Raw genomic sequence first — 2450 nt, forward strand, 5'->3', positions numbered from 1 at the left:
AGCGCTTGGGCTTAACCTTGACTTCCAGAGCTTACTCCCGATAACGCCTACCCTGTCATTTTTCCGTCTTTATCGAACGAGTACAACTTTCCATCAATTTCTACCTTTGCGTCCGTAATCAGCGAACCATTACCCTCAAACACTACAGGTATTTCTCCCCGAGGCAACCTGAAAGAATCAAAAATAATGCGACTCCCCGAGCGAGGTTGAAGATTAGCGAAATACCACTTCTCATCAATCTGGAACCAGCCGGTAACCATCTCTCCCTCTTTAAACTTATCACTCATATAACCCTTCGGACTGAGATAGTACCAAATCTCCCGGCGGTCACCCGCTGTATAAATACCAAAATTAGTTTGTGTTGCCTCATCCCCCAACGTCCCGTAACCGTAGTAGTCATTCAACCACCCGGTAACCATCTCTCCCTCCTTGAATGTATCTTTTGCCTTAGGGCTAGCAAAATATGATTTCCCGTCAGCCTTGAACCAGCCCGTCACCATCTGCCCTTCCTCACTGGCGTAATACCATTTCCCCTGATATTTGAACCAACCCGTTTGCTTCTGGCCTTTGACCAGGTAGCAATAATATGGACCCTCTTGGAGCCATCCCGTTGTAGCTTTATTGAAGGAAGGAAGATCGACAATATCCCAAAATGCCCGCACAGAATATGCCGTATCATAAAATTTGGTATAACTCGTCCACAGTTTTAAAGCTTTTTGGGAGTCATAATTCCTCGTTCTTTTGCCTTCGACAAGCTTTGTTACCTTCGCATATGCCTGGCTACGCCCTTCTTGGTACGTTTTCATCACATGAGCAGCATAGACCGGCGGCAGCGTGACCAGATCTGCCTCGAAGTAAATTTGATACTGTTCAGCATCCATCTTGATTCGTGGGTGCGTTCGCGCGTTCCTCTCCATAAACTTCAAGAACTGCACATGCGCACATGCGATTGTAGTAAACATTGGCAGCTCTATTACCTTCCTCGATGATTTCTGGCACAGGGAAACCAGCTCATTGTACTTATTATTAATATCGCCAGCATATTTGACATTGGCCGCCTGGATTTTTTCATTTCGCCCCGCACCCTTCTTATTTACGGAGTTTTCAAATTTTACTTGTAGATCCATGAGCGCTTTCCACGCTTGACGTATGCTATCAATGTCATATTCATCTATTTTATCGTCCATCATAACAGCCATATCTGCCACTAGCTGCGACATCATCTGATCTTGCGGAGGAACGTTTTCTGGCCATAGCAGACCCAGCATGGGCGAGATAAATATACCTCCATATGGAATAAGGGCTGTAGACCCAATAGCCAAGGTTCTGAGCGTGTTATTGTAGTTTCCCGTTTGAGAGTCCTTCCAAGCCTCAAGTAGTACATTACCTCCCAGGGCAACGACCCCTTTTGCTTTCTCCCCTTTAATAAGGTCCTTATTGAGTATTTCGATCGTCCCATCTTTGAAAATCTTAATCATGCCCTCAAGCTCAGCACTGCTATCTGACTGCTGCCTTTCCCCTGTGTTTTCAGCAACAAAACGATCCATGTGTTCCATGTTGCACGCCCCTCTCCAAGTAAATGACTTCGTGATCCGTGAAATTAGATAAGACTCGAAGGTACCCACTTGATAGTAGGCTTACCGCCGCACACGCCATATAATAAAAAGCAATTTAGGACATTATTTTTTATAAAGAATGGTTAGCTCATCTTTTTGCCTGTCAGCACTTACCTGACAACCCTAAATGGATGCGGAGATGCGGCTTCGCCGCCACCATCGGCACGATGAACAACCTCGGCACGCTCTCCCGCCTGCTCGAAAACCTCATCCGCCTCGACACCATCGCCGAGGTGCAGCACACACCGCCCAGGGTCAAAGTGCGCAGCGGCGGGATCACCACGACCTGGTTACCGTGCCGGCCTGCACTGCCGCACGTACAGCGACGGCGCGGTCAGCGAGTACGACAGCGTGGCGCGCCACTGAACGTGAGCCTGCCAGCCTGCGCCACCACCCACCTGGACAGCCCGGGTGGCCTGCACATACCCACGAAGGCGACTACACCCAGACCGGCAACCAGACCATCACCGGTATGGTGACGGTCAGCAATGACGTGATCGCCGCCGGCATCAGCCTGGTGAAACACCCTCATGGCCAGGTCACCCCGGGCAATGGCCAAAGCGGAGCACCAGTGCAATGAGTCGCCACAACGGCGGTAACTTCAACGAGCCGGAGCACATCACCCAGTCCGCGGAAGACACCCTCACCACCCGCCTCGCCCGGCGCGAATACGGCAGCCCTGTTACCGGAGCTGATCGATCAGCCCCAGAACGACGTCACCCGCCTTCGCCTGTTCGCCGCCACCGCTATCGCCCTGATGAATTGGGACCACGGATTCGCCTCTCGCGGGTGCAGTTCTTTCTGACGGATCTTTCGGGCCGCGCCGAGCTGGAC

Annotated in this window: 2 protein-coding genes and 1 pseudogene; 2 read left to right on the forward strand and 1 reads right to left on the reverse strand. The window is 50.9% G+C overall.

Features of this window, described 5'->3' with window-relative positions; genetic code table 11:
- Window positions 1-47: 47 nt before the first annotated feature.
- Complete coding sequence (locus tag NTD88_RS10560) at window positions 48-1556, reverse strand: insecticidal delta-endotoxin Cry8Ea1 family protein (protein ID WP_095156798.1); 1509 nt, start codon at window positions 1554-1556, stop codon at window positions 48-50.
- A gap of 227 nt (window positions 1557-1783) precedes the next feature.
- Between NTD88_RS10560 and NTD88_RS10565 the strand changes: the two are divergent.
- Both NTD88_RS10565 and NTD88_RS10570 read left to right on the forward strand, forming a co-directional pair.
- Window positions 1784-2196, forward strand: a pseudogene (locus tag NTD88_RS10565) (phage baseplate assembly protein V).
- Window positions 2193-2450: baseplate assembly protein (locus NTD88_RS10570; RefSeq protein WP_315975152.1), on the forward strand; the 258-nt coding region annotated here is incomplete at its 3' end. The pseudogene NTD88_RS10565 and the gene NTD88_RS10570, both read left to right, overlap by 4 nt.

Source organism: Pseudomonas sp. 20P_3.2_Bac5, assembly GCF_025466035.1.
Lineage (GTDB): Bacteria > Pseudomonadota > Gammaproteobacteria > Pseudomonadales > Pseudomonadaceae > Aquipseudomonas.

What these genes read in the sequence shown, in the direction of transcription:
- NTD88_RS10560 (WP_095156798.1), bottom strand. Translation starts at nt 1,556, where the DNA reads ATGGAACACATGGATCGTTTTGTTGCTGAAAACACAGGGGAAAGGCAG.